The organism is Amycolatopsis sp. NPDC058278 (genome assembly GCF_042881395.1).
GTDB lineage: Bacteria > Actinomycetota > Actinomycetes > Mycobacteriales > Pseudonocardiaceae > Amycolatopsis.
In genome coordinates this window covers 1-23,941 of the sequence record NZ_JBHVXZ010000065.1, presented here as the reverse complement: position 1 = coordinate 23,941, position 23,941 = coordinate 1, and the positions used below count along the sequence as shown (strand labels likewise).

The 23,941-nt window shown below is 67.9% G+C and carries 24 protein-coding genes; 20 read left to right on the top strand and 4 right to left on the bottom strand.

All coding sequences use genetic code 11. The annotated features are described in order from the left end of the window. Positions 1–49: 49 nt before the first annotated feature. From ACFVYA_RS29580 to ACFVYA_RS29565, 4 genes are all read left to right on the top strand, one after another. The gene (locus ACFVYA_RS29580) at positions 50–547 is read left to right on the top strand and encodes a SigE family RNA polymerase sigma factor (RefSeq protein ID WP_285993677.1); all 498 of its coding nucleotides are present in this window, start codon (positions 50–52) and stop codon (positions 545–547) included. Next, positions 534–1,469, top strand: a complete 936-nt coding sequence (locus ACFVYA_RS29575) for a hypothetical protein (RefSeq protein ID WP_387049595.1) — start codon at positions 534–536, stop codon at positions 1,467–1,469. The genes ACFVYA_RS29580 and ACFVYA_RS29575 overlap by 14 nt, the downstream gene beginning before the upstream one ends. Positions 1,470–2,064: 595 nt before the next feature. Beyond that, positions 2,065–2,682 (top strand): hypothetical protein, encoded by a 618-nt coding sequence (locus ACFVYA_RS29570; RefSeq protein WP_387049594.1) that lies wholly within the window; start codon positions 2,065–2,067, stop codon positions 2,680–2,682. A 617-nt stretch (positions 2,683–3,299) separates the two neighbouring features. Further along, the gene (locus tag ACFVYA_RS29565; protein ID WP_387049593.1) at positions 3,300–4,460 is read left to right on the top strand and encodes an IS110 family transposase; all 1,161 of its coding nucleotides are present in this window, start codon (positions 3,300–3,302) and stop codon (positions 4,458–4,460) included. A 55-nt stretch (positions 4,461–4,515) separates the two neighbouring features. Here the strand turns inward: ACFVYA_RS29565 and ACFVYA_RS29560 are convergent, their stop codons facing one another. Continuing rightward, positions 4,516–5,712 (bottom strand): ester cyclase, encoded by a 1,197-nt coding sequence (locus ACFVYA_RS29560; protein WP_387049591.1) that lies wholly within the window; start codon positions 5,710–5,712, stop codon positions 4,516–4,518. A gap of 183 nt (positions 5,713–5,895) precedes the next feature. Between ACFVYA_RS29560 and ACFVYA_RS29555 the strand changes: the two genes are divergently transcribed. Then, positions 5,896–6,435, top strand: coding sequence for a TetR/AcrR family transcriptional regulator (locus ACFVYA_RS29555; protein ID WP_387049590.1), 540 nt, complete (start codon positions 5,896–5,898; stop codon positions 6,433–6,435). Positions 6,436–6,532: 97 nt separating this feature from the next. Here ACFVYA_RS29555 and ACFVYA_RS29550 read toward each other — a convergent pair whose 3' ends face one another. Beyond that, positions 6,533–6,931: a winged helix-turn-helix transcriptional regulator gene (locus ACFVYA_RS29550; RefSeq protein ID WP_387049588.1), complete on the bottom strand. Its 399-nt coding sequence runs from the start codon at positions 6,929–6,931 to the stop codon at positions 6,533–6,535. 62 nt (positions 6,932–6,993) lie between these two features. On the opposite strand from ACFVYA_RS29550, the gene ACFVYA_RS29545 reads away from it, so the two are divergent. The 13 genes from ACFVYA_RS29545 to ACFVYA_RS29485 all read left to right on the top strand — a co-directional run bounded on the left by ACFVYA_RS29545 (position 6,994) and on the right by ACFVYA_RS29485 (position 20,538). Then, positions 6,994–7,833 (top strand): NAD(P)H-binding protein, encoded by an 840-nt coding sequence (locus ACFVYA_RS29545; RefSeq protein ID WP_387049586.1) that lies wholly within the window; start codon positions 6,994–6,996, stop codon positions 7,831–7,833. A 472-nt stretch (positions 7,834–8,305) separates the two neighbouring features. Continuing rightward, complete coding sequence (locus tag ACFVYA_RS29540) at positions 8,306–8,443, top strand: hypothetical protein (protein WP_387049585.1); 138 nt, start codon at positions 8,306–8,308, stop codon at positions 8,441–8,443. A 547-nt stretch (positions 8,444–8,990) separates the two neighbouring features. Then, positions 8,991–9,968: a sugar ABC transporter substrate-binding protein gene (locus ACFVYA_RS29535; RefSeq protein ID WP_387049583.1), complete on the top strand. Its 978-nt coding sequence runs from the start codon at positions 8,991–8,993 to the stop codon at positions 9,966–9,968. A gap of 542 nt (positions 9,969–10,510) precedes the next feature. Beyond that, entirely contained in the window at positions 10,511–12,058 is a 1,548-nt protein-coding gene (locus ACFVYA_RS29530; RefSeq protein WP_387049581.1) for a PHB depolymerase family esterase, read from the top strand. Between the two features lie 496 nt (positions 12,059–12,554). Then, positions 12,555–13,259, top strand: coding sequence for a transposase (locus ACFVYA_RS29525; protein ID WP_387049648.1), 705 nt, complete (start codon positions 12,555–12,557; stop codon positions 13,257–13,259). 1,012 nt (positions 13,260–14,271) lie between these two features. Then, positions 14,272–15,174 (top strand): hypothetical protein, encoded by a 903-nt coding sequence (locus tag ACFVYA_RS29520; RefSeq protein WP_285993663.1) that lies wholly within the window; start codon positions 14,272–14,274, stop codon positions 15,172–15,174. Next, entirely contained in the window at positions 15,171–16,286 is a 1,116-nt protein-coding gene (locus tag ACFVYA_RS29515; protein WP_387049579.1) for a hypothetical protein, read from the top strand. The genes ACFVYA_RS29520 and ACFVYA_RS29515 overlap by 4 nt, the downstream gene beginning before the upstream one ends. A gap of 5 nt (positions 16,287–16,291) precedes the next feature. Then, positions 16,292–16,642, top strand: a complete 351-nt coding sequence (locus tag ACFVYA_RS29510) for a hypothetical protein (RefSeq protein WP_387049578.1) — start codon at positions 16,292–16,294, stop codon at positions 16,640–16,642. Beyond that, complete coding sequence (locus ACFVYA_RS29505; protein ID WP_285993660.1) at positions 16,643–17,299, top strand: caspase family protein; 657 nt, start codon at positions 16,643–16,645, stop codon at positions 17,297–17,299. Positions 17,300–17,820: 521 nt separating this feature from the next. Beyond that, a complete protein-coding gene (locus ACFVYA_RS29500; RefSeq protein WP_387049576.1) occupies positions 17,821–18,381 on the top strand; it encodes a phosphoribosyltransferase family protein in 561 nt (186 codons plus the stop codon). 227 nt (positions 18,382–18,608) lie between these two features. After that, entirely contained in the window at positions 18,609–19,205 is a 597-nt protein-coding gene (locus ACFVYA_RS29495; RefSeq protein WP_387049574.1) for a hypothetical protein, read from the top strand. 89 nt (positions 19,206–19,294) lie between these two features. Next, positions 19,295–20,149, top strand: a complete 855-nt coding sequence (locus ACFVYA_RS29490; RefSeq protein ID WP_387049572.1) for a DUF1963 domain-containing protein — start codon at positions 19,295–19,297, stop codon at positions 20,147–20,149. Between the two features lie 113 nt (positions 20,150–20,262). Then, positions 20,263–20,538: a hypothetical protein gene (locus ACFVYA_RS29485; protein WP_387049570.1), complete on the top strand. Its 276-nt coding sequence runs from the start codon at positions 20,263–20,265 to the stop codon at positions 20,536–20,538. Between the two features lie 212 nt (positions 20,539–20,750). Here the strand turns inward: ACFVYA_RS29485 and ACFVYA_RS29480 are convergent, their stop codons facing one another. Next, positions 20,751–21,968, bottom strand: a complete 1,218-nt coding sequence (locus tag ACFVYA_RS29480) for an amidohydrolase family protein (RefSeq protein ID WP_387049569.1) — start codon at positions 21,966–21,968, stop codon at positions 20,751–20,753. A 91-nt stretch (positions 21,969–22,059) separates the two neighbouring features. Here ACFVYA_RS29480 and ACFVYA_RS29475 point away from each other — a divergent pair, with 91 nt between their 5' ends. After that, on the top strand, positions 22,060–22,509 hold the full coding sequence (locus tag ACFVYA_RS29475) for a MarR family winged helix-turn-helix transcriptional regulator (protein ID WP_387049567.1): 450 nt from the start codon (positions 22,060–22,062) through the stop codon (positions 22,507–22,509). A gap of 57 nt (positions 22,510–22,566) precedes the next feature. On the opposite strand, the gene ACFVYA_RS29470 is transcribed toward ACFVYA_RS29475, so the two are convergent. After that, a complete protein-coding gene (locus tag ACFVYA_RS29470; RefSeq protein WP_387049566.1) occupies positions 22,567–23,472 on the bottom strand; it encodes a DUF1963 domain-containing protein in 906 nt (301 codons plus the stop codon). Between the two features lie 110 nt (positions 23,473–23,582). Here ACFVYA_RS29470 and ACFVYA_RS29465 point away from each other — a divergent pair, with 110 nt between their 5' ends. Beyond that, positions 23,583–23,891 carry a hypothetical protein gene (locus ACFVYA_RS29465; protein WP_387049564.1) on the top strand — a complete coding sequence of 103 codons (309 nt, stop codon included), beginning with the start codon at positions 23,583–23,585 and terminating at the stop codon, positions 23,889–23,891. Positions 23,892–23,941: the final 50 nt, after the last annotated feature.

The following is a 23,941-nucleotide window of genomic DNA, read 5'->3' as shown; positions in this document are numbered from 1 at the left end:
TTCGCATGCGGACGTTCTGAGGGATATGCGGGTAGATCCCAGTTTCGAAGTGTTCGTCGAAGACAGTTCGACGGCGTTGCTGCGCACCGCGTACCTGCTGACCGGTGACCGCGGGCACGCCGAGGACCTGTTGCAGACAGCGCTGTTGCGCACTGCCCGGCATTGGTCGCGGGCGCGTGACTCGCCTCAGGCGTATGCACGCACGGTGTTGCTGAACCTGTCGCGGGACCGGGTCAGAGCGTTGTTCCGGCGCCCCAGGGAGGCCCCGATGCCACCCGACGTGGACACGCTGCACGCGGTGGACGCCGGGTACGAGCAGGTCTCCGAGCGTCGCGTGGTGCTGCGCGCGCTGGCCGAACTGCCGATCCGCCAACGGCAGGTCATCGTGCTGCGCTTCTTCGAAGACATGTCCGTCGAGCAGACCGCCGGGCTGCTCGGCTTCAGCTCCGGGACGGTCAAATCGCACACATCCCGGGCTTTGGCCAGGCTGCGCGAGCTGCTGGCCGACCACGACTCACTCCAGGAGGTTCCCCGTGCTCACCGATGAGCAGTACGGCCGCCGGATCGGTGACCGGCTGCGGCACGAGATCGACGACGTCCACGCGAGCCCGGACCTGGTCCGCAAGCTCCGCCGCCGCCGGACCCGGCGCACGTGGGCGATCACCGGTGCCATCGCCACCCCGGTGGCCGCCGCGGCCGTCGTCGCGGTGGTCGTCTCGACCCAGGCCACCCCCGACCGAGCCGCCACCGCGGCGCCCACCAGCGCTCAGCCCCGGATCGTCACCGTGGCGTACGTCCAGGCGGAGACGGTGAAGGCACTCGGCCAGGGCACCCAGTACGTCATCTACTCGAAGGACACCTACGAGAGCGGCTACTACGAGACCTGGACCGACAAGGCGACCCACCGGTACCGCAACGACGTCTACACCAGCCTTCCGGCCACCACCCAGACGGGTCGTGCCGGGGACCGGAAGATGACCCTCCCGTCCGGCCCACCCACACCCCCCTCCGGCCCGCCCCACCGCCAACAGTCGCACGCCGTCAAAAGCCTCGGGGAGAGCCAGGAGATCACCACGGTCGACTGGGAGAACAAATGGTGGTCCGTCGACCACCTGAGAGACGGCAAACCGCAAACCCCGATCCCGGACCCCACCGACCCGGACGGCATGAGGAAGGCGGTGGCCGAGGGCAAGGTCGAGCTGGTGGGCCAGGAGAAGGTCGGCACCGTCGACACCCACCACCTCCGGGTGATCGGCTCCCGGCGCGAGTACAAGATCGACCTGTGGGTCGACAGCACGACGTACCTGCCGGTCAAGGAAACCGCGGTCAAGGGCGGCAACGAGCAGGGCGGCGAGGAATTCCCGGAGTCCAAGGGCGAAGTGACCACCTACACCTGGCTGCCCCGGACAGAAGAGAATCTCGCCAAATTGACTCTGGCCCCACCCGCCGACTTCAAACAGCTCAAGTAGACCCCAAGCAACAGCCCGCATAAACCTGGGCTCTCCCTCCCGGGCAGCCAGCTCGAGGCCATCCGGGAGGGAGGAGGCACGCCCAGCCGCCGTAACCCGCCACGGCCGAGCCACCCCAGTCCGTGTACGTCCTCGGTCGCTTGTTCCCGGTCACGCTCGGCGGCCTGAGAGTGCGTGTGTTCACGGCAAGGTGTTGATCTGTGGCGGTGCCGGTGTCAGACCCGTGGCCTTAGTGTCCGGCTCGTCACGGCCGGGCGTGCTGGGAGGATGCGAAGATCATTGGCCGGGTGTGGAGTCCTCAGGTACGCAGGGGTGCCCGGCGGAGGCACGCGTTGGCGGTGGTGGGATACGCGACGGCGTGCGGATGGCTGGACCCGGCCCGCGCCGAGGGTCTTCGGCAGGAGGTGTCGAAGGCGGGCATGAGCGGATATCCGTGTGAGCTCACCGAGCCTTTCGTCTCGGGTACGAGTCGACTCATCAACCGTGTAGTCGAGGCGGTCAGGTGGTTGCGTGAGTGCGGGTGGCGAAGATCCGCTAACGCACGTGTTGCTCCGTTCCGCCCCGCGAACCGGGTCCGGCGCGCTAACTTCCCTTCATGGTGCGCGCTCTGATCTGCCTGGTCCTGTTCGCCGGGGCCACGACGCTGGCCGGCTGCTCGTCGGAGGGCGGGTACGAGGTCGCCGTCGACGCGGTCCGCCAAGCCGCTTCCGGCGCCAAGCCCGCGAACTGCCCCGTCGGCTTCGATCTGCCCGGTGCCCTGCGGACCGCCGGTGTCGATCGCCCGGTGCAGCCGGACGCCACCGACGTCGAAGTGTCCGAAACCGACACTCCCGCGGCCGACCCGGTCGCCGCGCAGCAGAACGGGATGTCCGCGCTGGATGCGGCCGCCGGCGCCTACATCGAGTGCGGCTACCGGGTCGGCGGGAAGGCGTTCACGGTCCGCCTGGTCGCCACGCGGGCCACGGGCGCCATGGCGTTGCTCGCGCCGCAGATGCAGCGGGACGCGCACCTGGCGGTCGACGAGCTACGGGCCTTCCTGGACACCAAACCCGGCCCCGGCGAGGTCAAGGTGGTCGGTGGGTCGGTGGCCGTCGGCGGTCTGGCAGCCACCGGCGGGGACGCGGCCCTGCTGGTGTCCTCCGAGGCGCCCGACCTGCACGACGACGCCTTGAGCACGGTCGCCGGCGCGCTCCTCGGCCAGATCAAGTTCTGAGTTCCGCCCCGTGGTCCCGGCTGTCGTAGCGCCAGAACGGCCGCACGCTCAGCGCCCCCGAAAGTGTCAGAAGTCGGCCCACGACGAGCGCCGAGCCGCCCACCGCCGCCGCTAAACCTGCTCGGTTCCGGCGGGGCAAGAGCGCATGCCCTCCCCGTGTGCCTCCGTGCACTCTTGCGCCATTGGTCATAAAACAGCAGGTCAAAGCCACCTTTAAGAGGCGCACAGGGCTCGTGCGCCCTTAAAGTAGGGGACGAGACCCCGGCGCTTCGCGTAGCGGTCGCAGACGGCGATCATGCTGGTGTATCGGGCGTTGATCGAGAAAATTGCGTCGAGCCGTCAGCACGGCATGATGAAGCCGGAGCGCTGGGACCTCACCGCGTCCGCATCTCGGCTACTTGAGACTGGGCGGCAGGACCGGGTCCGGCCAGACTGTGGTCCAGGTGCTCGGTGAGTCGCTCCCACAATCGGCTGCCCGCCGGTCTCATTGGTGTGGCTCTCTCATGGCATGCGTCTCACCGAGCACCGTGCGAGGAGTGGCTGAAAAGGGTCTGTTCTGCTCGAAGTAGCGGTGCCCTCCTTGCTGTCATGGTCGTGATTGAGGCAGGGAGAACCGGATGCCGGTAATTATCGGGATGGATCCGCATAAACGTTCGGCCACGATCGAGGTGATCGACGAACGCGGGGAAATGATCACGGCCGGAAAATTCGGCACGGACCAGATTGGCTATGCCGAGATGCTGGCAACTGGGCACCGATTCAGCGACCGGGTATGGGCGGTCGAGGGCTGCAACGGTGTCGGGCGGCATATCGCCCACCGGCTGGTTCACGACGGTGAGACGGTGCTGGACGTGCCGGCGAAGCTGTCGGCGCAGGTGCGGGTGTTCGCGACCGGTAACGGCCGCAAGACCGACCCGGTCGACGCGCACTCAGTAGCTCTGGTCGCGCTGCGGACCCCGAACCTGGTCCGTCTCCAGCCCGACCCTGAGCTGGTCGTGATGGGCATGCTGGTCGACCGGCGCGATGAACTCGGTCGCGCCAGGACCCAGACCGTCAATCGTCTCCACGGGCTGCTGCTGGAGCTGTTTCCTGGCGGAGCGAAGAAGTTCCTGTCCGCGACGCAAGCACGCGCGATCGTCGCGACAATCAAACCACGCGACATCGTGGGCAAGACCCGACGTCGTCTGGTCGTGGAGTTGATCGCCGAGCTCGAGACGATCGACAGGAAGATGAAGACCGCGGACAAGGATCTCCGTGAGCTGGTGATCGCCCGCGGCTCCACGCTGCTGGACCTGCATGGCATCGGCCCGTCCGGCGCCGCACGGCTGTTGGCCGACGTCGGCGATATCCACCGGTTCAGCACCCGGGATCGATTCGCGTCCTGGAATGGCACTGCGCCGTTGGACGCCTCCTCCGGTGAGCAGCAACGACACCGCTTGCCCCGCGCCGGTAACCGCAGGATTAACAGGACACTGCACATCATGGGCGTCGTCCAGCTTCGTAATCCCACCGCCGGCCGCGTCTATTTCGACGGCAAGAAAGCCGCGGGCAAGACCTCGATGGAGGCGATGCGTGCGCTCAAACGACGCCTGTCCAATGTCGTCTACGCCCGCATGCTGGCCGATCAGACACGACGTGAGGCGGCAGGCTCGGGAGGGCACTCGGGGACGACTCTGCAATCCAGCGTGACCGGCCTGACCTCGGACACCGGCCCTTCGGACAAGCCACAACCCGAACCTGCCGTGGCTCAGCTTACCCCTGCCAGAGCCACCCCTTGACATAAAGGAGAGCCATGAGCGTGTGTTGCGGCAGAGCGGTCAAGGTCCGGGTGTTTCAGGTGCGATGAGGCTGACTTCTCGGAGTGCTCTCCACGTGTACAGAGGTTGCACCTGGTGCAGCGTTCTTCCATGGGTCGGTGGTGATGCCGAGTTGGATGAGCGCGCCGAGCCAGTCGGTTCCGACCCAGTCGCGGATGATGCGGCCATCTTCGAACTCGAGGAAGTCGACCCCCCACGTGGTCACGATCCGGCCAGTGGCAGGCCTTCCTCGAAGGCCGCCGGTGTCGGTCCCGGTGATGGCCCAGCGGACGGCGACTTGGTCGGCTGCGGCGATGAGCTGGTCGACTGTGATCTTCAAATCGGGGAACGTGGTGTGGTAGCCGCGGATGGCCGCGAGCTTCGCGGCTCCCCCGGTGAGGTCGGGAGCAGCGCTCGAGCAGAATCGAGGATGGAAGAGTTCGTCGGCGACGTCGTACCGCCGGTCGTTCCACAGGTCCTCATACACACGTCGGGCGACGGCCTCGCACGAGGACATCGCGGCTGAGCCGGTTCCGGGCGTCGTGCCGGCCACCGGGGTGGCCGTCCCGTGGATCCGGCGAGCATGGCGAGCGTAAGCCCGGGGCCCGAGCCAGGGCATGAGCAGCCGAGCCGGGGCCGGTGCGCGGTGGAGCATGAGCGCCGTGACCTCGGGATCGCCTTCGTACATGAGCATGCCGAAGGCGAGTGCCGCCTGGGTCTTGGGCAAGGAGTCGATGCCATCGCGTTCCAATGCCTGCCATTCGGCCGCCTCGAGATGTCGGGCCGCCAGCGGCAGGATCTGTTCCTCTTCGGCAGTCAGATGCTCGTTCAAAACGGTGGACAGCCGGCCGAGCGTGCCGGCCAGTTGATCGCGCGACTCGCTACCCGCGCGTGCTGCCCAGACAGGCAGCTGCTCGGAGACGTCGTCAAGGAGCGCGTGAATCGTCTCGTGCTGTTGTTCCATCGACGTCACCGCCAGGTCGAACCGTTCGGCAACTCGCTGGTGAAGCTTCGGCCAAAGCAGCCGATCTTCTCCGGAGTGGTGGTGATCCAGGGTTCGGATGAGGAACTTCAGGTGCTTCGCGACCCGTCTGGCCTGGCGCCGGTCGCTCTCGGCAACGCGCTGGACGGCTCTCGGAGCGAGCCGGAACTCTCGGCGGAACGCTAGATGGGCGACCTGCATGTCGCGCACGTCGACGGTGGTCGGGGGGTGGGGATGGTGCGGGGTTTGCATGACGCGGCCTCCTTGCCGAGTCGCGACCCCCAGCAATCCGCTGGAACGTGACTGTATTGAACCAAGGATGACTGTATGATCGCAAGAGTGACCAGCGGTGCGGCGAGCACGCCGCGGAGGTATCGATCTGCCCTCCGAGCGCGCCAGGTCGAGCAGACTCGGCAGGAAGTGCTCAACGCGGCAGTGGACCTGTTCGCCCGGGCCGGGTGGGCCCGGACCACCGTGGTGGCGATCGCCGAGGCGGCCGGCGTCGCCGTCGAGACCGTCTACAGCGGGTTCGGGTCCAAGAAGGGATTGTTGCGCGCGGCCATGGACGTCGCCATCGTGGGTGACGCCGAGCCGGTGCCGCTCGTCGAGCGCGAGGCTTACCTGAGACTGCGCACCGAGCCGCCGCAGCGCCGGCTGGAGGGCGCGATCGAGATAGCGGGGCGGATCTATTCGGGTCCGGTGTCCCGCCTCTGGGCGGCGCTGCTCGAAGCGGGCGCCAGCGACTCCGAGGTCGCGCAGTGGTGTACTCAGCTCGAGGCGGGGAGGCGGACGACCATCGCCGAAGTGCTCGAGCTTGTCTACGGACGGCAATCGGACCAGCGCACGGTCGACATCGTGTGGAGCCTGATCAGCATCGAGACCTACACCAAACTCTGTCTCGATCGCGGTTGGACGACCGAACAGTGGCAGGAGTGGGCGATCGAGGCCATCCACCTGTTCGCCGGCAGGCCATAACTTCATCGGTACGCCGACTGGGAGCCGTCTGCCCGCTCGGCGGCACGAGCGCGCGTTTGGGACTCGGGCGCGGCACGGGAAATGGGGGCAGGCGACCTCATCGGTGTTGCTGGTCGTGGCGGCGCTGGGCGGTGACGACGTCGATCGTGTGCTGCCGGATCCAGCCCAGGAACTGTTCCAGTGACGTGGTGAGGCCCTGGCCGAGCGGCGTGAGTTCGTAACTGACCCGCGGCGGCGTGGTGGGCTCCACCGTTCGCGCGACAAGCCCGTCCCGCACCAGGGTGCGCAGTGTTTGGGACAGCATCTTCTCGCTGATCCCACCGATCGTCGCATGCAGTTCGGAGAAGCGTCGCGGGCCTTCTCCCAGTGCCGCCAAGATCAACATGCCCCAGCGGGTGGTGATGTGCTCGAGCACCTCGCGCGCCGGGCAGTCGCTGTTGAACGCGTCACTCATGCCCTGCCATGCGTCGCGCCCACCCTGGGAACCTACCTCCATCTCCTGAGCTTACCTGAAGGTAGGTCCTTTCGATCAGTAAGCCGCGGATCTACGCTCCCAGCATGGTCACAGTGGTCTTTGGAGGGAGCGGCAATGTCGGTCGACATGTCGCGGCGGGTCTGAGTTCGGCGGGTGAGAAGATGCGGTTGACGAGCCGGAAACCGGGCCCGACGGGCTTCCCGCCGGGAGCGGAAGTCGTCACGGCCGATCTGGAGAACCCGGAAACCCTTCCTGCCGTGCTCGACGGTGCGCAGCGCGTGTTCCTCTACGCCAAGCCAGAAGGAATCGACGGCTTCGTGACGGCGGCCGAGTCCGCCGGCGTAGAGCACGTGGTCCTCCTGTCGTCCGGGTCCGTCATCCACCCCGATGCCGTGCACAACCCCATCGCCCGGGCACACATCGCCGTCGAGTCCGCCCTCGAGAACTCCAGCCTGGCATGGACATTCATCCGGCCCGGGATGTTCGCCACCAACACTCTGTGGTGGTGGCGGAACTCGATCCGCGACGAGAGCACCGTCCGGGTGCCCTACCCGGAAGCGCAGACAGCGCCCATTCACGAGAAGGACCTGGCGGCGCTCGCGGTGACCGCTTTGACCCGGCCGGGGCACCGCGGCCACGCCTACGCCGTGTGGGGGCCCGAGTCACTGTCCATCCGGCAGCAGGTACGCCACATCGGTGCCGCCGCCGGTCGCGAGATCACCCTCGAGATGATCTCGGTCGACCGGGCACGCGCCGAACTCGGCAAGACCATGCCGCCAATCGGTGTCGACGCGATCTTGGCCGCATGGCAGGCCGGAACCACCGCACCGCCGCAGGTGTCTACCGTCGTCGCGGACGTCACCGGCCGTCCTGCCCACACGTTCGCGCAGTGGGCCGAAGACCACGCGAACGATTTCCGCTGAGGCGGCACGGACGCTCACCTTGCGATCGCGCCTGAACGAAGCCGTCCAGACCTACCCTGACATCCGGTACTCGGCAAGACAGTGCGTTGGGTGTCAGGTCGTAGACGCCACGTACACCGCCAGGATGTAGTTCGGTGCCGGTCGAGGTTCTTGCGCGCGGTCGTAGCGCATGGTCGTTCGTGGGTCGGCGTGGCGTGCTGCGATCTGGACGTCGCGTAGGTCGACGCCTGCATCGAGCATCGTGGTGACGGAGCATGTGCGGGGTGCGTCCGAGGAAGCCGCACAGCTGACGCTTCGGCCAGTCGGCGCAGCCGCCGGGTTGCGCAGGGCCGGTCCGTGCGTGCGCTTCGTCGGTTGAGCAGGATTGCGCCGTGGTCGCTGACGGCTCGATCGATCGCCCGTCCGACCGCCGGCGGCAGAGGTACCAGTACGACTGGCCGCCTTTACCGATCACGCGTAACACCCGGTGTCCGTGTTCTTCGCCGATGTCGGCGGCGCACGCCTCGAACACTCGGAGACCGAGCAAACCGAGCATCGCCACCAGCGCGAAGTCGAACGGCTTGGTCGATTCCCGCGCGGCGGTCAGCAGGGTCCCGAACTGCAAGTGTGACAGGCCGAGGGGCGGTGGCTCGTTGGGCGCCATCGGACGCCGGACGTACTCCGCCGGCGAGGCAACAACGGGGCGTGACGGGGAGACGACCGCACGGGTTCTTCGTGCGTGACGACGAAGGAATGGTCACCGGCACGCACCTGGCGGGCTTGCGGAACTGGCCCGGTTCGAGCCCGGTGAACGAGGCAATCCACTCCGGCTGCGACGCTGTGATCACTTGAACCACACCAACATGATCAACTATCGGCCCGGCCGGCCGCTCACCGGGTTACGAGACATCCCTTAGCTCCTGGGAATCGGGATTCTGCTGCACGATCACGAACGCGGCCACCTGAGGCCGTGAATTTCGCACCGCCGATGGGACTGGTGCGCCAGGCACGTTCCCTGTGGACTGTGAGGACGTGCAATCCCTTGACTCCCGCTGCGACGGAGGCTAGAAGATAGAGCGCCCTTACGGACCGCGCCGATCGTTGATTTGCTCCGTTCGACATTCCGCGCGGACGGTTTCCTGACGCCAAAACATTTTCATGGTTCCGAAGGAGTGACTGTGCAATCGTTCAAGAGGCGCCTGGCCGGTGTCGCCGCGTTGGCCGCCCTGGTTCTCACCGCGTGCAGCGGCCCGGAGGCGGAGCAGCCCACCACGGCCGGCGTGCCGGGTCCGAGCGGTGGGAAGCTGAAGGTCGCGGTCGTCACGCACGGCAGCCTGGGGGATGCGTTCTGGAACGTAGTGCAGAACGGCGCTTTCCAGGCAGGGAAGGACCTGGACGTCAGCGTGACCTACTACTCCGACGGCGACCCCCTCTCCCAGACCAAGCTGATCGACAACGCCGTCGCCCAGAGAGTCGGCGGGCTGGTGGTCTCGATGGCGAATCCGCAGGCACTGCAGACGTCGGTGCAGAATGCGGTCAAGGCGGGCATCCCGGTCGTCACGATCAACTCGGGCGAGGACTCCAGCGTGGCGTTCGGCGCCATCGCGCACGTCGGGCAGAGCGAAGGACTCGCCGGGCAGGGCGCGGGACAGCGGCTGAAGGACGCGGGCAAGACGCACTTGCTGTGCGTGATCCATGAAGCCGGGAACATCGGCCAGAACCAGCGCTGCGACGGTGCGAAGCAGAGCTTCGGCCACGCGACCACGCTGCAGGTCGACATCAACAACCCGAACGACGTCCAGGCGCGCATCCGCGGCGCGCTCCAGGCGAACCCGTCGATCGACGCGGTCCTCACCCTGAACTCGCAGATCGCGGCGCGCGCGTACAGCGCGGCGAAGGAGGCGAGCTCGAAGGCCCAGGTCGCCACGTTCGACCTCAACAACGAGGTGGTGTCGGGCATCAAGAGCGGGGACATCCTCTTCGCCGTCGACCAGCAGCAGTACGAGCAGGGTTACCTGCCGATCGTGATCCTCAAGCTGTACACGCAGAACGGGAACACCCTCGGCGGCGGCAAGCCGGTGCAGACCGGCCCCGGCTTCGTGGACAAGTCGAATGTCGACGCGATCACGCCGTACATCCAGGGCGGGACCCGTTGACGGGTCATCGCTCCGCGCCCGCCGGCCGGGAACAGGGGTTCCACTTCCCGCCGGCGACGTGGCGCGGTGGTCGGCCGTCGCCCGCCCCTGTGCCCGGTTGACGCAGGACGGGGACGGGCCGGTTCGGTGGCCCGCTCCTGCTCCCGGCCGACGTCGCGGACCCCGCTCGGGGTGCTGGGCCGCGGAGGATCTTGAAGTTCTTCATCTGGGCCTGAACTGAGTGTATCCGAGGAAATTTCACGGCGGGTGGTTCGTTCGAACTCGGCCAGGCGCCCTGGAAGCCGAACGACACCGACCCGCGGGCCGCGACGGGCACGGATGCAACTTTCAGGCCAGCCGGCGGGTGCGCAGCTTCGGGTGGACAAGGAAATACCAGGTCGGGCCGGGGAACGTGAGCCACATCGAACGTCGACCCACCAGACTCTTGACCTGTCGCGGCGCGCCGGACGAACATTCCTGAACTCGCGTGCCGTCACTGGTGGGCAGCAGGACGATGCCGCGTTTGCGCTGTCAGGCCGCTGGTTTCCGGACGAGGAGGTCCCATGTTCAGGTCGCGGTCCCGGAAATCCTGGATTCTCGGCTCGGTCCTCGCGATCGCTGCCAGCGCGGGCTTGAGCGTGCAGGCTGCTCCCCAGGCCGCCGCCGCCTCACTGACGCAGATCACGAACTTCGGCAACAATCCCAGCGGCCTGCAGATGTACCTGTACGTGCCGAACAAGGTCAAACCGAATCCGCCGATCCTGCTGGCACTGCACGGCTGTCAGGGATCAGGGCCCTACCTGTACTCCAGCACCGATTTCGGGTCGCTGGCCGACCAGTACGGGTTCATCGTCATCTACCCGTCGACGAACCCCGGCGGCAGTTGCTGGGACGTCTCCTCGAACCAGGCACTGACGCGCAACGGCGGCAGCGACCCGGTCGGCCTGATGTCGATGATCACCTACACCGAGCAGCACTACAGCGGCAACCCGAACGCCCTGTACGTCACCGGTGAGTCGTCGGGCGGCATGATGACCAACGTCATGGCCGCCGACTACCCTGACGTGTTCAAGGCCGGCGCAGCGTTCATGGGCGTGCCCTACCACTGCTTCTACACCAACTCGGTCAAGGGCTGGAACGGTCCCTGCGCCGGAGGTCAGGTCTCGATGACGCCGCAGCAGTGGGGCGACCTGGTGCGCAACGCCGATCCCGGCTACAACGGGCCGCGCCCCCGTATGCAGCTGTGGCACGGGACGGCGGACACCACGCTGAACTACAACAATCTCGGCGAAGAAATCAAACAGTGGACGAACGTCCTCGGGGTGAGCCAGACCCCGTCGTCCACCGACACGCCGGTCGCCAAATGGAACAGGACGCGCTACAACAACAGCTCCGGCATGACCCAGGTCGAGGCGTACAGCATCGTCGGCGCCGGGCACCAGCTGCCGATCCAGGGTTCCGGGATGGCCGCCTACGCCATCCACTTCATGGGTCTGGATGGCAACTCCGGCAGCGGCAACACGATCACCGTCACGAACCCGGGCAACCAGACCGCCGTCACCGGCACCCCGATCACCTCGGTCCAGATCCGCGCCACCGACTCGGCGTCCGGACAGGCGCTCACCTACCGCGCCACCGGCCTGCCCGCCGGTCTGTCGATCGACTCCGCCACCGGTCTGATCACCGGCACGCCGACCACCGCGGGCACGTCCAACGTGACGGTCACGGCCACCGACCCGACCAGCGCGTCCGGGTCCGCGTCGTTCACCTGGACCGTTGGCGGCGGCTCGACCGGCGGCGGGACGTGCCAGGTTTCCTACGTGAGGAACGAGTGGGGCGGGGGGTTGTCCGCGAACCTGACCGTCACCAACATCGGCGCCAGCGCGGTCAACGGCTGGTCGCTCAGGTGGAGCTTCCCCGGCGATCAGAAGATCACCAACGCCTGGAACGCCACCATCACTCAGAACGGCCAGGCCGTCACCGCCACGAACGTGAGCTACAACGCGACCATCGCCGCCGGTGGCAACGTCCAGTTCGGCCTCCAGGGCACCTGGGCGGCCAACGACACCAACCCCGCCGCCTTCACCCTCAACGGAAGCCCGTGCAGCTGATCCGCTCGAATCCGGCTGGTAGCGCGGAAGGGCAGGCACACGGCCGGTACGAGCCGCGCGCAGCCGACACACCGTCGCCTTGCCGCTCAGGCGACTTCAGGCCGGCTGCCGCCGTGCGCGGCGCGGACCGCCCGCTGCACCTGGCGTGGCAACCGACGCTGCTCGGCCACCGTGATTACGTCGCTGGAGTCTGTACCAACCGGCATGGTGGGCGTGGCCCTGCCGTTCGAGGGTGTCGGCGGCGAAAATGCTCGCCGCCGCAGGACGCTGTCAGGATGGTCCGGCGGTGCGGGATGAATCGTTGACAATCCGGCCGTTTCGAACGTGCCTTGCCTATGACTCGTCTCCCAAGCTGTTCGGGCCGGCCTGGCCCACCCAGTGGCCAGATAAGCAGCCCGTCCGCCTCTCTCGGCGTGACTCGTCACGGTTTCGCCTGGGTGCCCGCCCCGGCCGACGCCCATCGACAACGTCGTCTGCTAGACGGTATCGCGTGAGCATGCTGTTCGAGTCGCTCGAAGGCGTCATCGGCGTCGACACCCACCGCGACACACTCGCCGCGGCTGCGGTCACCGCGGTCGGTGCCACGCTGGGACATGCCGACGCCCCGGCCAGCGCCGTGGGCTATCAGCAACTGCTGGACTTCGCTCGAACACAGGTGCCTGACCGGCGGTGCTGGGCCGTTGAGGGAACCAGCAGCTACGGCGCCGGACTCACCGCATTCCTCACCGAACAAGGCGAACGGGTCGTCGAAGTCTGCCGCCCCAAGCGTCCACCGCGGCGCGGCGCCCGCAAAAGCGACGCCCTCGACGCCGTCCGAGCCGCCCGGGAAATCCTCAGCAGCGACCGCCTGATCGAACCGCGCAGCCGCGGGCAACGCGAAGCCCTCCGCGTCCTGCTCAACACGCGAGCCGGGGCGGTCTCCGCCCGCACCGACGCGATCAACCACCTCAAAGCGCTGATCGTCTCCGCACCCGAGAACCTCCGCGCGGAACTGCGAGGACAGACCAGCGACGCCCAGATCACCTACTGCGCGAAACTGCTCCTGACCCGCAGCCGGATCGACCCCGCAACCCGCGCCTACATCACCCACCGACTGGCCGAAGGCAAAACCCGCCGCGAGATCAAACGCTGCCTCAAACGGATCATCGCCCGCCAACTCTTCCGCACACTCCAGCAACACCCACACACCAACAACCCTTGACGCCACATAGCAGAAGCCCGTGGTCAACACTTCGGATCAGTCACTTCCCGAACCTGCCAACCACAAGGATAGGACAGCGGCCTCCTCGCCTGCTTGACACAGAGGGGAGCCATGACAGGACGTGAACGCTCGATCAGCGGCATGGGCGTGCGAATCACTACGGGACGAAACTCGGTCGCTGAGGCTAGGCCTCCGACCTACCATCACGGAGAGCTCGCCCGAGGCGCGTCTACCCGGTAAGGGTGCGTCCTGCCCGTCGCATGGTGCAGGTGGCAGCCCGTTCGAGTCGGGCCGGGTCCGGGGAACTCACGCCTCGACGGGAGGTGTCGGGGTTCCCGCGTCAACGCGCGCACGTCGGCAGGAGCGCGCGTTTTGCAGGGTCGCTCGTGGTCGTGGCACGTCGCCCAACGGTCATCCGGTCGCTGCCGGCGTCAGCCTCGAGGTGATCTTTACCGAGACTCGTAACCTCTGTGACCCGGTGATCGATTGCGGTCAGCACCGCCGAACCACCCAGACTGACGACCATGTGCTCCCTCGTCCGGATGTCTCGCATGGTGGTCGGTGCAGCGAACCGCCGGACGGCGAATGTCGTGATCCACCGACGCCGAGAAGACGAAGTCTCCACCTAGGGTGACCACGGGCAGATACCTTCGGCGAGAGGGACTGCTCGCGTTTGTTTCGAACAAAGGCGGGCGGCACACGACCGCCGGGCTTGGAGCCAGTCGGGCAGCATGCAGGCAGGGGAATCGGACTTCACCGAGAGGTAGCCCTATCGCGGTTCTTGGCGGAGCTGCCGGGCTGGACCTGGGCGCGGCCACCCCGGCAAAGACCGCCGTGTCCATCGCGACCGAGGTGATAGCCCTGCACCGGGGTGACCCTGTCGATCACGCAAGTCCCTATTCATCAGGATCCCGTTACGACATCAGGGTGAATGCGTGCGAGTTCAATAACGGAACAGAAGGTGATCGCTACTTTCCCAGTGATTGCACGCCGCCCCTGGGAAGGACCCGCCGTGATCGAAGAGCAAGCCCAGCCCATGCCGGGCTGGCGAGGGGGCGACGGCAACGCCGCCTACCTGGACAAGACCCTGCGGCATCGGCCGATGGACCTGTCCCTGGACGACACCGTGAGCTGGCGGGTCGTGTTCCGGCTCTGGGCGCGCGCGGCCGTGGCCTCGGGCGCGGTATGGCTGGTGTTCGCGCTGATCGCCTTCCTGGTCGGCCTGGGCAGCGTGTCCTCCAGCCGGCTCAGCAGCTCCGGGCTGGGCGCTTCCGCTGTGCTCTATACGATCGGCACCCTGCTGGCCGTCCTGGCCTTCTTCCTGGTGGTGCTGTTGACCAAGCTGCCCGAACCGATCTCCGAATGGCGGGTGTTGCTGGCCGATCGCGCCGAGTTCGCGCCTGCCGTGTACAGCCAGATCGCGGGCACGCTGCGGGAGCGCCAGCTGCCCGTCGGCGGCGGCGCACGGCGCATCCGCACCGGGTTCGGTCCCCTGCACCACAGCAACCGGCTGGTCGTCACCGAGGGCGATTTCCGGGTGTACGTCTCGGTGTTCAGCTACGGCACCAGCATCTACCTGGGCTGGCTGATGTGGCGCTCGCGGCGTGGGAGCACGCTGATCGGCCAGTTCCTGGTCGGTATCGTGCGTGGCATGGCCGGCCACAACGACCCGGAGATCGCCATGCTGCGCGCCGAGCGGGCGCGGGCCATGCGCGAGGCCGTGCACGCCGCCTGCCGTGAAGGCCTGATCGTGGCCGTGGACGGCCTCCAGGTGCCCGAGCAGTACGGCTTTCCCTACGGCATGCCGGTCGTGGAGGACGGAGAGTTCGCCAGCGCGCCGGCGCCCGGGGGCTACCAGCAGGCGGTGCCGCCGGACACCGGACGGCACGCCACGCCGGGACCCCAGACGCCGTGACCACTCCTGGCGTGCTGCTGGAGAGCTCGGCACAGATGAGCTGGGCGTGGGTCGGCCTGCACGTGGGCCCCGCCCCGAAGCTGGCCGACACCCGCGCGTACGCCGACGTGGCCGAGCCCCAGCGGCGCACGCAGTCCACCGCCCGCGAGCGCGCCTGGCTCGCCGGCCAGTGGAACACCGAGTCGCACGCCCGCTGGGAACTGCGGTTCAGCAACGACCCGGCGACCCGGCTGGTGTCCTGCACCCTGCTGGGCCGGGTGCAGGACCCAGACCCCCGGTTGGCCGAGCAGGCAGCGGTGCGGCTGCGGGACCGGCTCGCCGCCGCGCCCGCGCACGTACTGGCCGAGCCGGTGCTCGACGAGCACGAGATCAGCAATCGGCTTGTGCCCGGCCCGCTGGACGGCCGGGGCAGTTTCGAGGTGCGCAAGCGGCTGGACTGGGCGCCGTGCTCGAGGCGCGACACGGGGCGGCAGGTCTGCTTCGCCGTGTCCCCTCTGCTGCCCGAGGACCGGTCCTGGGAACCGCTGTGGCACGAGCTGGCGCGGATGCCCCAGCCCACCGTGCTCAGCGTGTACCTGGAGCCGTACGCGCCCTCCGCAGCCCTGGCAGGTGAGCTGCGGCGGCTGGTCGAGGAGTACGACCACCTTGCCCGGCCCGGCTTCGCCAACCCGCTCTGGCCGGTGCCCCCACCACCCGACCGGTTCGCCCAGCGTGCGGCCCCGCTCTACGTCCGGGCTGCCACCCGCTACACTGCCGGGCTCTGCTTCCGCACCCGCATTTCCCTTGCGTCTCAAGGACCTGTGTCCTACGGCTTCGCCGACCTCGTCGCCGACACCGTCGGCGGCGGGGTGGTCCGCCGGCCACCCGCCGCCGAGCTCGCCGCCGCCTGGCGCAACCTCGCCGCGCTCAACCGGGACTGGCTCGACCACAGTTACGGCCAGGGCTCCCCTCCTGGCAGCCTGCGGGACACCGAGCGCATTCTGTGCGACCTGTGCGACCTGGACGAGGCCGCCGCCGCGTTCAGGCTGCCTTACGAGGTGCCAGGCCACCTGCCGTTGTTCGAGACCGCGGGGCGGCGCCGCCGTCCCGGTACCACCGCCGCCGAAAGGTGACCGCAGTGCACGAGGTTCTTTTCGAGTTCGAGGGCGCCCCCGCCGAGCGCGACCGCGACGCCCGCGACCTGGTCGCCTGGCTGGAGGAGGACCTGCGGGGCAGCGTCAGCCTCCGCATGGTCGGCCCCGCCGAGGGCGAGCTGGGCGGCGCCGCCGACGCAGCCGTCGTGCTGGCCGCCACCGCCCCGCTGGCCCGGCCGTTCTTCACCTGGCTGACCGAGCGGGTCAAGGCACGCAAGATCAGCTTGCGGATCTCCGCCAGCCACAAAGGAAAACCGCTCGAGATCAACGTCGAGGCCCCGCAGGACGCCGAGGCGCTGCTGGACCAGATCGTGCGGCTGCTGGACGAGGACTGAGTGTTCGACTCCCGTGCCGTGCTGGTCGGTACCTGCACCTACACCCAGGGCCTGCCCCAGCTGGACCAGGCCGCCGCCAACCTCACCGACCTGTTCGACGCCCTCACCGAGGTCGTCGACCCCAGCGGCATGCACACGGTCACCGACCCGACCGCCGCCCACCTCGTACTCGACCCGCTCGACCGGTGCGCGTCGTCCCCGGCGGACCTGCTGCTGTTCTACTACGCCGGACACGGCCTGCGCGACCAATACGACCGCCTGTGCCTGGCCCTGCCCGGTTCGGTGGACACCCCACGGGACGCCCGTCGCACCTCTCTGCCCGTGGACTCCGTACTGGAGATCATAAAGCGCGCAGCTGCCCGGCACCGGGTCGTCATCCTGGACTGCTGCTACTCCGGTCTGGCCATGGACTCTCCCGCCGCCGCCGACCTGCACCTGTTGACCGCCACCAACCGCACGGCCAAAGCCGCCTACCGCGTGGACGCCCGCAACACCGAGTTCACCGGCGAACTCGTGCGGCTCCTCGTCGACGGCCCAGGCCCGGTCGACCTCGGAGGCCTGTACCGCCACCTCGACCGAGCGCTACTCGCTCGCGGCCTGCCCCGTCCCCGGCAGCGCTGCGTGGACCATAGCGCCGACCTGGTGCTTCGGCCGTAGGCCGGTCGCTGACGCCATCCGAACTCGACGCGATCAACTGCCCTGAGACGACCCGGTCGGGGAGAGCAGTCAGCTATGTGGGCTGGCTCTGCTCGGCACTTCGGAGCGCTTCCCAGAAGCCTTCGACGTGACGCATCTTCGCCAAGAAATCGTCGACCGCGAGGGCGATCGGTCCCCCGCAGTGAGGATGTGCCCACGAAGGTGGCCGCCACCTGTAGGACGAAACGAGAGCTGCGCATGCGGGATTCCTTCGGCTGCGGTGATGGGGACGGACCCGAGCTTTCCGTCCCGCCGCTCCGCCGACCACCAGGCTGGCAGGCGTTCGCCACTCCGGAAAACCGGAATCCACCAGGGTGGACAGCTTCGTTGACCACCGGCGGCGTTCGCGGATGGGGCCCCGTCCGCTCGCCGGCAGAAGAGTGCGTCGCCGGACCGCGGTCACCGGTCCGAGAAAGCGGACACGTCTGGCAGGTGAGGTAAACCCGATTGCTTGCAGAAGCCGTCGACGCGATCATGGGCCGGTGTCTGTGGACGTGCGGCTGGAAGAGGTGAAGTCCGGGCTTCGTGGTGCGTTCACCTGGCGGGGCGATCGCACGGATCGGCATCGCTATGCCGACGTCACAGGTTGGTGGCGTCGATCCGATCTGCTCAAGTGCCTCGGTCCCGCGCTGGCGCAGCTGTTCGCGGGCGAGCGACCCACGGTCGTCCTCGGGCCGGAATCTCGGGGCTGTCTCTTGGGGCCCCTCGTGGCTCTGAGCTTCGACGTCGGGTTCGTTGAGGTTCGCAAGGACCGCGTGGGGTCGAGCGATAGTGACGTCTGGTTGCAGCGAACCACGCCACCGGACTATCGAGACCGTCACCTCACTCTCGGTTTCCGCAAGAGCTTGGTCAACAGTGGCGATCGAGTGCTGTTCGTCGACGACTGGATAGAGACCGGCGGGCAGGCCTGTGGTGCCCACCTGTTGACCCAGGATGCCGGGGCCACCTGGCTCGGTGCTGCGACGGTGGTCGATGCGCTGAGCAGCCATCAGGTCCGACGACAACTGAACGTCCGGTCACTGCTGCACGTCCGGGAGCTCTGACCCTGAGTGGCCGGCGGCGCCTCGGCCATATCAACTACCGACATGCGGCGAGAGCGGATGTTTCTCACGGCGCTCCTGTGGAAGGCTTGTCCCGGGTAGATGCGGTCCGTGGTCACCCGAGGAAGGCACTGGGGGCGCCGGTTCCTGATCCGGCCGCTGCCACCCAGCGGCGACACGCTGCGGATCGCGCTGCTGAAGCGCTGCTGTGCGTGAACGAGGGGGTGGACGTGGAGTCGTCAAGGACGCTGTTGCTGAAACCGTCGGTCAGGGGCCAGCTGCCGGCGCTCGGCGTGCTGGTCGGATTCCTCGTGTTCGAGGTTTTCATCGCGGTGCGGGGCCTGCTGGAGCCGTGGCTGGCGATCGCCTGCCCCGCGGTTTTCGTCGTAGTGCTGGCGATCGGCACCGTGTCGCTCATGCGGTCGCGGGGGAAGCCGTGGCAGCTGCGCTGCGGACCGGACGGTGTCGAGGCGCGCGGGTTCGACCTGGTGCCGTGGTCGGCGCTCGCGCAGGTGCGGGTCAGCCGGCTTCGGCCGCGCTGGCTGTATTTCGCCGTGCCGGGTCGTCATCGGGTGGTGGCGTTCGTGCCCCGTCCGGGAGTGAGCGTGCCCGCGGTCGCGGTGTTCGATCCGCTGTCCCGGCGTGGGGCGTCGTCGCGCTGGGGTGCGCGGTGGCAGAGGAAGTGGTACGGAAGCACCTTCGTCGTGTTCACGCATACCGTGGACGCGACGTCCGAAGAGATCGCCGAGGCGGTCCGGCAGCTGACCGACGTTCCGGTCGTCGCGGACCGGGTTCGTCTTCGCCGCCGTGGCGCTGGGCTTCGTTGAGGAGGGTGAATCCACAGTGGAGTGCCGGGTTCAGGCTGCCACAGGCGTGGTGACGGTACGGCTGCGAGCATGATGTCATGATGAGCCGGGTGAGCTTTGAGGAAGCCTGCGAGAGGGTGCGGGAGCTGTGCGTCGAGCATCTGGGCGAGCATGTCGGGACACAGGTCGCGGCACTGGCGAAACCCGGGTTCGGGCTGCGTCCGGTGAAGCCGGGCATCACCGCGGCCGGCCTCGGCAGGTGGGGCGGTCCGGCGTTGCTGAATCCCGGCACGCCGTGGCCCGAGCACGACGGCGTTCCGCTCAGCCTGTTCGCCGTCCTGGACGTCGAGGCGCTCGGCTCCTGGCTCGGTGACGAGCGCCCACCCGACGGGCTGCTGAACATCTTCTACTTCGACCCGGACATCCGGCGCGGATACGTGCTCGAGGGCGCGCCCCTCCTGGACTTGGACGACCCGCGATGCTGCCGGATCATCCCGGCGGACCCGGCACTGGCGATCGAGGAGGCAGCACCCGCACCGGCATCGATCCACGCCCCGGAGCCGTTCTACGCGGTGCCCGTCGTGACATTGCCCTCGATGCACGGAGTCTCCTACGACCCGATCCTCGACACGGTGGACTACGGCGGAGAAACGGAAGATTCCCTCTACTACCGGTCGGCGCCGGGCTGGCTGGCTTCGGACCGCCTCGGCGATCCCTGGCTCGAGTTCTGTGAGCGTGAGCAGGGCCTGTACAAGTACGAGGACGTCTTTTTCTCGCCCGACCAGGCGTTCGGCTGGCCGCACCTGGAGAACAGCTTCACCCAGCTGAAAGAGCCGTACCGCCACCTCATCACCATCGGGCACCACGACCTCGGCGATGGCGGCTACGTGCACTTCATCCTGCCGCCGAAGGCGTTCCGCGACGGGGACTACGAGCAGGCAGTCGCTTTGTTCGAGGGTTTCTAGGCACCGGATCAAGGTGGCAAGCGCCACTACGATCTCTTCCATGGAAAAGTGGGCTATGGGAAGTCGGGTTGGCATTGACCATGACCAGTAGGTGGCAGCGGGACCGTCCGGTCATGCTTGCACTGCGCGATCAGTGGACGGCGCAGTTGTCGAGCGAATTTCCTGGCGTTCGCTTGCTGATCGAAATCAATCCCGATCCCGAACCCGGGCCGACCATCACGTGGAACTGGTGGATCACCGTCGAGGTGGACGACTTCGAGTTCGACGGCATGATGAGCGACGATTTGACGGTCGTATCGTTCGAAGACGAGCAGGGAAGATTCGAGGACAACGTTCTTCAGGACAAGGTTGTCGACTACCTGCGGAGGAGAATCGCCGCACGACGCTGACCCCGGGTGAGGGAGAACGGCGTGGGCTGTCAGGGCGTCGGCCGCCATCAAGACGTGGCTGATCGCCGACGGCGCTCCGGAGATCGCCCAGGCCCGTCGGCTCGGGCATCATCTGGACAATCGGGTCGTCGAGACTTGCGCCCACGTCGCCCCGGAGGTTGAGCAGCGGCTCAACGGCAGGCCGATACCTCGGGCACGGAAGCCGGTGGCTGTCACGAGTTCTCCAGCCGGCTGCCGCGTCGCCAGATGGCTCGGGTGTTGAGCGTGTCGCCGATTTTCTCCGTGGGGTCACCGTCCACGAGCAGCAGGTCGGCGCGGAGTCCTTCGGCGATGCGGCCTCGGTCGCCGAGGCCGAAGCGGCGGGCTGTGGTTGCCGTCGCGGCGCGCAATGCTTGGGCGGGAGTCAGGCCGGCGGTCACGAGGTACTGCAGTTCGTGGTGCAGGCTGGCTCCGTGGGCCAGGCCGCCGAAGAAGGTTTCGGCCATGGAGGCGTCGGTGCCGGCCAGCAGGTCCACGCCCGCTGCGGCCAGTGCCTGTACGGTCTCCAGAACGTCCTCGAGCCTGCCCTGGGGGTAGCGGTTGTAGCTCGACCGCAGGGTCTTTTCCCACTTGTCGTCGAGGCGGCGGGCGACCCGGGGGTCGTCGGCCAGTGCACTGCCGGTGATGCCCATCATCGACGCGTCGAGGCAGACACACGGGACGACGAACATCCCCGACCCGGCGATCAGGTCCACGATTTCCGTGGTGTGCGGGCGATCCATGAACACGTGCACGACGCCGTCGACCCCGGCTTCGACGGCCATGCGGGTGGCGTCGAGCGTCAGCGTGTGCGCGACGGTGAGGGCGCCGTACTTCTTGGCCTCGGCGACGCCCGCATTGAGCGTGGCCTGGTCGAGCATCGGCAGCCCGGGGTGGCCCTCGACGCTGCCGTCGTCGACCATGAACTTGATGTAGTCGGAGCCGCGCGCCAGGAGCTGCGGTACGTACGCGGCCGCCTCTTCCGGGGTGGTGGAGAACGGCATCAGCGGCATCACCGGCGGCAGGTTGCCGGCCGGCCGGAACCCTTCGGGCATGAGCTCGCTGGGGTGACCGCCGGGTGGGGTGATGCCGAAGCCTGCCGACCGGACGTCGGCAACCGTGTCGTCCTCGGTGATGTGCGCGCGGTTCTCCCGGGTGTTCATGCCCTGCATCTCCAGTTCGGTGGTGACGCCGAACTGCAGGGCCAGTGCGAGGGAGCCGGGGGCGGAGTGGACGTGCGCGTCGATCAGGCCGGGCAGCAGGGTGGCACCCCGGCCGTCGACGACCTCGGCGCCGTCGGGTACGTCGCCGCCGACCTGGCTGATCTTCCGGCCGTCGAGGACGACGGTCTGCACTCCCAGCGTCTTCTCCCCGTCGAACACCCGGGCGCCGGTGACGGCAGTGGTGGCCATGGCGGCCTCGCTTTCTCGTTCGCAGTTACATACCCGATGCTATGCAGTTTTTCTCTGGTATGCAAATGCCGGAGGTACTACGATCCGGGAGGTGAGCAGTTCCGCCGAAGACGCCCTGCTGGACCAGATCGGGCCGGCCCTGTCCCGGCTGCGCCGCCGCACGCCGGCCACGAGCCGTGACGTCTCGCGGAACCTGGTGCTGAACGTGGTCGCCGACGCTCCGGGTGAGATGACGGTCGGCGGGCTCGCCGCGGAGATGGGCGTGGTGCAGCCGGTGGCCAGCCGGACGGTCGCGGCCTGCATCGCCGACGGCCTGCTGCGGCGGGCGGCCTCCCAGGCCGACGGCCGCCGGACGGTGCTCGAGCTCACCGAACACGGCGAGGCCGAGCGAGCCCGGTTCGCCGCCGAGCAGCGCGCGGCGTTCGAGGGCATCACGGCCGGGTGGTCGCCGGAGGAACGCACCCAGTTCGCGCGGCTGCTCGTCCGCTACACCACCGACGCCGGCGCTTGGTCCCGTCACCGAGCCGAGAAAGAGCGGTGAGGGGTTGTCGCTCAGGCGTGCCGCTCTTGTGCCTTCGGCTCGCTGCGTGGACCTCGTCTACTCCGTGAACATGGTCAGCGACCGAACTCGGTCGAAGCGTCGGGCGGCCAGGTCTTCGTGGCGGATCAGGAAGCGGCCGACGTGTACCTGGTCCTCCAGCTGGAACTGGGCCAGCGGTATCCACTCGCTCATCAGCCGGGCTGTCTCCTCCTCCACGAGCCGGTCGCGGTCGGGCACGTCGTGCGCGATCGAGTCCTCCGCCATGCCGTACTCGGCGTTTTCGCCGATGCCCAACTCCATCGAATAGCCGCCGAGGTAGAGGTCGGCGCCCGTCGTCGCCTGCGGCCAGAGCTCGTTGAACAAGGTGCGGAGATCTTCGAGGTGGGCGGTGTCGCCCACCTGCAGCCGGACGACGTCCGACTGGAACTCGAGGTTCCCGGGTTCGTCGAACCAGCCCGGCATCTCCGGCTGGACCAGCGCGACGAGGTCGGACTGCGGCCGGAGGAAACCCGATTCGAACCAGTCGTCGTCGTGGGGTGGCGGCTGTTCCACCTGCGCGGTGGCGGTTCCGGCCGGAATGTGGACGACCCGGGCGAACTCGTGCTCGTCGTGTGCGTGCAGAGCGTGCTCGTGCGCCAAGAAGAACAGCAGCGTCCCGTCCGCCGGGAGCTCGAGGGCGTCGGCCCGCGGCAGCTTCGCGCAGTCGAGCGAGGCGATGAACGGAAGCGGCAACCGGCCCAGGCCGCTGATGTCGGCGTACGGCCATTCCGTGCCGACCGGCAGGCGGGGCAGCCCGCCGTTCTGTCCGACCACGCCACCGTGCCGATCGGCCGATCCGACGCCGTACCGGTTGGCATTGCACACCCAGATCGCCACCCGGAGAAAGCGGCCGATCCGGTCGGCCGCTTCGGTCGGGATGCCGCGCTCGATCGCCGTACTCCGAAGCTGTTCGAGATGGTTCATGGCCGAGCACTCTCGCACATCCGCCGGTGATCATCCGACCACGGAGCTCTGTGAACCATCCGGGAACCGCTGCCGTCGCCAGTCCCGGTCCCGCACGACACAATGACGCCATGCCCGACCCCACCGAGCCCGGCCACGGTCGCACCTGGCAGCTGGTCACAGTCCCTTCGTACCGTCTAATCACACTGCGTGATCAAGACAACGACGCGGCGACTGGCGCCGACGAGGCCATCGAACGAGCTCGCCACTCGATCGCTGCGTCAACGGGCTACGAGCTCTACATCGAATGTGTCCAGGACATCGCCCCGGTCTCGGTGCTCGTCGCGCTTCGCGCCGAAGCTGCCACTGACGCGGCCGAGGGATACACCTCGGCGGGGGCCTATCTCGTGATCGGTGTTTCCGGCGTTGTTGATCAGTAGGTTTCGGCTCCCGGCCAGCGGTCACCGAAGGTGATGGCGAACGCGTTGAT